Here is a 5259-nt window from a genome sequence, read left to right as displayed (position 1 = left end):
TTTTTTTTCAACAATGCGATCAAAGATTTATTGATGGGATGATGAGATGGTAAAACTTTTAGATCAGTGGGGCAGGGCGCTTAATATCAAAGGGTTGGAGCGAGAAGTTGCAAGCCCTACCGTTGGCGGTGTTCGTGATGTATGGTCACAAACCATTGTCAGTGGTCTGACCCCTGCGCAACTTGCTGATATTTTGCAACAGGCAGCACAGGGGCATCCAGAGCAGTTTTTTCAACTTGCCGATGATATGGAAGAGCGTGATTTGCATTATCGTGCTGTGCTTGGCATGCGTAAAAATGCCCTTACAGGGGTGGAACCTGGTGTGATTGCAGCAAGCAGCAGTGCACAGGACAAAAAGATAGCAGATGCGGTGCGGGAAGTGATTAGTGCACCTACCTTTGTTGATGATTATGTGACGGATTTGTTAGATGCTTTGGGAAAAGGTTATGCGGTTGTTGAAACTTTGTGGGACAAGAGTGCCAAGGAATGGTGGCCGGTTGCTTGGAAATGGCGTGACCAGCGGTTTTTTCAATTGGATCGGCGGGATGGCTTTCATTTGCGTTTAAAAGAAGAGGGGTCTTTTAATGGAAGTGAATTGCCTGCTTATAAATTTTCTATTCACAGACCCAAGTTGAAAAGCGGTTTGCCTATTCGTTCTGGGCTTGCGCGGCTTGCGGCTTGGGCATTTCTCTTCAAGTCTTATACACTGAAAGATTGGATGGCTTTCTTAGAAGTTTATGGCATGCCTTTGCGTGTGGGTAAATATGGTGCGAGCTCTTCTCATGAGGAGCGACGGGTTCTTATTCAAGCGGTACGTGATTTATCCAGTGATGCGGCAGCGATTATTCCCAAAGAGATGGAGATTGAATTTATTGAAGCGGCAGGGGGCAGTGGCAATGCGGTTTTTGGTGTCAAAGCGGAATATTTAGATCGGCAGATTTCGAAAGGGGTATTGGGGCAAACCATGACGACAGACGATGGTTCGTCTTTTTCGCAAGCGCGCATTCATGAAAATGTACGCCATGATATTGCCAGAGCTGATGCACGCCAATTAGCTTTAACGGCTAATCGTGATTTGATCGTGCCCTTTGTCGAGATTAATTTTGGGCGCCAAGAGCGCTACCCAATTGTTTATTGGCCGATTTCTGAAAATGAAGATATTAAAGCCATTAGTGATGCGCTGGAAAAACTCGTGCCCTTGGGTTTGCGTGTTGGGGCGCAAGAAGTGCGCAATAAGATTGGCTTTTCGCAACCAAAAAAGGAAGAAGATGTTTTAAAGGCTCCTGATAATGCGCCTGATGATGAGAGGGGACAAAAAGCTCATGTTTGTGCTGATTGTGGGGGTATTGATGTTTCTGTGACAAGAGAGAGCAAGGGTGGAAAAAAGCAGGGTGGGAAATATCACGACGAATTGGACCGACTTTCTGAAGAAGCTTTAAGTGACTGGGAAGAGGACTTAGAACCCCTTTTAGAGCCTTTTAAAAAGCTTGTGAGAGAAGCAAAAAGTTATGAGGATATCCTAAAAGGCTTGGATGAATTGCTCGGTGAGATGGATCATCATGCATTAGCAGCGCGCTTGGCAAAAGTACAAATGATTGCACGTGGGCTTGGGTATCATGGATGAGGAACTTTTTAAAACCGCCCCTAAAGAGGTCACCCGTTATTTTGAAGCTAAGGCACTTGTTCCAAGCTTTGATTGGCGTGATGTGGCACCAGAAGAACATGCTTTTTCCTTTACGGTGGCAAAATCGGTGGGCTATGACATTTTGGATGATTTTAAGCGAGCGGTTGGAGAAGCCATAAAACATCAAGTTCCTTTTCAAGATTTTCAAAAAAATTTGATGCCGATTTTACAGGAAAAGGGTTGGTGGGGTAAAAAGACTGCCATTGACCCCAAAACTGGTGAAAAGAGCGTGGTGCAATTGGGCAGCCCACGGCGTTTAGAAACGGTCTATTGGGCCAATACCATGAGTGCGCATGCGGCAGGGGAGTGGGAGCGCACACAAAATAATAAAGAATTTTTGCCCTATCTCACCTATGCTTTGTCGAGTTCAGAACATAAGCGTTTAGAACATGAAAGTTGGGTGGGGTTTACCGCACCTGTTGATGATCCGGTTTGGGATTGGCTTTATCCACCCAATGGTTGGCGGTGTAAATGCAGTGTACGGCAGGTAAGCCGTTATGAAGCAGACAATTTAGGATATGAAGAGGGGGCAGAGCCACTTCCTGTTGAAAAGCAGGTTTGGCACAATAAACGGACGGGGAAAGTTGAAAAGATACCCGTAGGGATTGATCCTGGATGGCATTTGAACCCTGGGAAACATCGCTCACAAAATTTAAGCCGTTTTTTGAGTGATAAAATTTCCGTGATGGGGGACAATGACAAGCGCATTGCCATTGAAGATATTGTGGGTTCGCCGCTTTTGGAAGCCATGTTTGAAGGACGTTGGCCGCGCGGGTTTATACCCATTGCACCTATACCACAAAAGGTGGGTGATGTTTTTGCAGCGGAAAATTCTTTTATTCGCTTATCCTCAGACAGTGTGAAACATATTTTGTTAGAGCATCAAGCGCGTGATCTTCACTTGGATGATTTTCGTGGCGCCATTCAAACATTCATAAAACCCCATGGCGTTATCAGACGCAAAGATACGCAGGGTGTTATGTTTTTTGGTGAAAGTGGTGGGGCATGGTGGCGCTTTGTGGTCAAATGGGTAGCAAGCAAACAAGAATGGTGGTTGACCTCCATGCATAAAAAAAGCTCTAGAGAAATTGAACGTTTATTGGATGCGGCTGAAAAAAAGGGCGAGAGGTTGTTGTAAAGAAAACAACAGGAAGAAAGTCTTGTGTTCTTAACGGAAAAGAGGCGAGGAAAACGAGAAGGCGTGGAGGGCGGTCAACTCCTCGCAGATCCGGTAAAACCGTCCTGGCAAAACTGGCTCACGCCTCGTGGATAATGTAACAGTTTAAAAGTTTAAAAGCAATCTCTCAAAAAACGACTTGAGAAAAACCATGTAGGCTTTTGTGAAGAGAGTCGATGTGTGAGAAAATAAGAAGGCGTGGAGGGCGGTCAACTCCTCGCAGATCCGGTGAAACCGTCCTGGTATAACTGGCTCACGCCTCGTGGATAATGTAACAGTTTAAAAGTTTAAAAGCAATCTTTAAAAAAACGGCTTGAGAGAGGCTTTGTTGTGTGGAGTGATAATTTGTACCTCTCACTTCACAACGGCGCTCTATCGCCTTTGAAGTGCCTTTGAAAACGATTTTATGGGATGGTTTGGCACGGGGGTTTCTCTCACAAGGAGAACAATAGAGAAAAGAGTGCTTTTTTGAGAAATGCTCTTTTGACTGACAGTGTCAGACTTATAGTGGGAGTAAGTTTCATGCATTGTATTGCCAATGACAATTGTAAAGCAATAGGCAATGTATGGAACAGGAATTTCACGAAGATCAAAAAGATGGGGATGCCCAGACATTTTATGATGGGACATTTCATGCTGTGTTAATAGATCTCTGTCCAGACGTTTTATGCCAAGACATTTCATGTGAAGACGCCACCGTTAGCCAAGCGCCTGAATGGGTAGAGCTTTTGCCCAAAGCGCCCCATGTGAAGGCACGTGATGGACGACAATGGCATTATAACCCGCAAACTATTTTAAAAGCCTTTGCAGCCAATAAAGGACCGCTTGTGATTGATTATGAGCATGGGCAACATCACCGTGCGAGAAATGGTTTAGAAGCGCCTGCCAGTGGCTGGATTGAAGAATTAGCGGAGCGGGATGGTGCGATTTGGGGGCGTGTTAAATGGACCGATATGGCTACCAAAAAGATTGTTGCCCGAGAATATCGCTATCTTTCACCTGAGTTTCGCCATTCCAAGAAAGGTGAAATTTTGAATTTAGCCGGTGCTGGACTGGTCAATCGTCCAGCCCTTGTTATGGCGGCTTTAAGCCGTGAACAGCCTTCCCCTATAACTTTGACGGAGAAAATGATGGATTTGACAGCCATTGCCAGTGCACTATCGCTGGCAGAAGATGCTAAAGCGGATGAGGTTTTAGCAACGCTTAAAGCGCGCGAAAAGGAACGCGTGGAACTTTGCACCCAATTAAAAAAAGCGCGAGAAGATTTAGCGCTTTTGCAAGAAGAGCAAAAAAACAGTGCCATTGAGAGTCTTTTAGACAAGACCATTGAAGAGGGCAAGATTTTGCCGGCTGCCCGCGAGGAATATCGTGCGCTCTGTAGCCTTGAAGGGGGGATGGAGCATTTTAAAAGTTTGGTCGAGAAGTTGCCGGCGCTTGCCTCAACAAGCCCTCTAGAAGTGTGTGCCTTAGCACAAGAATCAAAGCTTGCTCCAGAAGAGGTTGCCCTTGCGGCACGCCATTATCAGGAAGAGCAGAAGAAAAAAGGCTTCGACATCACCATTAGCCAAGCAGTTGAGTATATTAGCGAGCAAAAGGAGCGCCAATCATGAGTACGATGATTTTGATTAAATCTTTTCGCGCTGGAGATGTGATCTCACCTTATTGCATTGTTGCAGCGCGCACTGAGGGAATGGTGGCAACGGCTTCTGGTAAGGGTGATAAATTATTAGGGACTGCTGGGTCTTGTGAAGCCAAGGCTGGTGAGATGATTGATGTTGGCCAATGTGGTTGGGGCGAAGTGGTTTGTGGAGGCAATGTTTCCTTTGGTGATTTTTTGACCTCTGACCCCAAAGGACACGCCATTAAAGCGGAAGCCGCAGATCGCACGATTGGTATTGCCATGAGTGATGGTTCTGCTGGTGATGTTATTTCTTTTAAAATTAATTAATCGAGGCATAAAATGAACAGACCTTTTCCCATTGATCCAACACTCACCGCTATTGCTATTGGTTATCGCAATCCAGCTGGCTCTCTTATTGGTGATAAAGTTTTGCCACGCGTTTGTGTTTTAAGTGAGGTGTTTAAATATAGTGAATTTCCTTTAGCGGAAAATTTTACCGTGCCTGAACTTGAGGTTGGGCGAAAAGGGCGCCCGAATGTGGTGGAATTTTCTGCCTTTGAACGGGAAGCCAGTGTCAAAGATTACGGACTGGATGATCTTATCCCCAATTCAGATATTGAAGCAGCGGCACGCGCACGGGCGGAGCGACGCTCTCGTTATAACCCCGAAAAGACAGCAGTAGAAGGTCTTGCCAATTTGCTGGAATTGGGGCGTGAAGTGCGTGTGGCAGCGCTTGTGCAAAGAAGTGAAAATTACGCACCAGAGCGCGTGATTACG

4 protein-coding genes and 1 pseudogene are annotated in these 5259 nt (G+C 45.7%); all 5 read left to right on the top strand.

Features of this window, described 5'->3' with window-relative positions:
• The first annotated feature begins 46 nt into the window (after nucleotides 1-46).
• The gene (locus ACFIMX_RS00110) at nucleotides 47-1624 is read left to right on the top strand and encodes a DUF935 domain-containing protein (protein ID WP_375640680.1); all 1578 of its coding nucleotides are present in this window, start codon (nucleotides 47-49) and stop codon (nucleotides 1622-1624) included.
• Complete coding sequence (locus tag ACFIMX_RS00105) at nucleotides 1617-2822, top strand: phage minor head protein (protein ID WP_375640682.1); 1206 nt, start codon at nucleotides 1617-1619, stop codon at nucleotides 2820-2822. Before ACFIMX_RS00110 ends, ACFIMX_RS00105 begins: the two co-directional genes overlap by 8 nt.
• Before the next feature lie 605 nt (nucleotides 2823-3427).
• Nucleotides 3428-4471 carry a phage protease gene (locus tag ACFIMX_RS00100; RefSeq protein ID WP_375640683.1) on the top strand — a complete coding sequence of 348 codons (1044 nt, stop codon included), beginning with the start codon at nucleotides 3428-3430 and terminating at the stop codon, nucleotides 4469-4471.
• Nucleotides 4468-4809, top strand: coding sequence for a hypothetical protein (locus tag ACFIMX_RS00095; protein ID WP_273783958.1), 342 nt, complete (start codon nucleotides 4468-4470; stop codon nucleotides 4807-4809). Before ACFIMX_RS00100 ends, ACFIMX_RS00095 begins: the two co-directional genes overlap by 4 nt.
• 12 nt (nucleotides 4810-4821) lie before the next feature.
• Nucleotides 4822-5259 (top strand): annotated as a pseudogene (locus tag ACFIMX_RS00090) (capsid protein); the annotation flags it as partial.

The sequence above is a fragment of the Bartonella sp. AD24XZML genome (assembly GCF_042196485.1).
In the GTDB taxonomy this organism is placed as follows: Bacteria; Pseudomonadota; Alphaproteobacteria; order Rhizobiales; family Rhizobiaceae; genus Bartonella.
This window is presented reverse-complemented; position numbering and strand designations above follow the sequence as displayed.

Coding starts and splice junctions, on each gene's coding strand:
- ACFIMX_RS00110 (WP_375640680.1), top strand. CDS start 47: ATGGTAAAACTTTTAGATCAGTGGGGCAGGGCGCTTAATATCAAAGGG.
- ACFIMX_RS00105 (WP_375640682.1), top strand. CDS start 1,617: ATGGATGAGGAACTTTTTAAAACCGCCCCTAAAGAGGTCACCCGTTAT.
- ACFIMX_RS00100 (WP_375640683.1), top strand. CDS start 3,428: ATGGAACAGGAATTTCACGAAGATCAAAAAGATGGGGATGCCCAGACA.
- ACFIMX_RS00095 (WP_273783958.1), top strand. CDS start 4,468: ATGAGTACGATGATTTTGATTAAATCTTTTCGCGCTGGAGATGTGATC.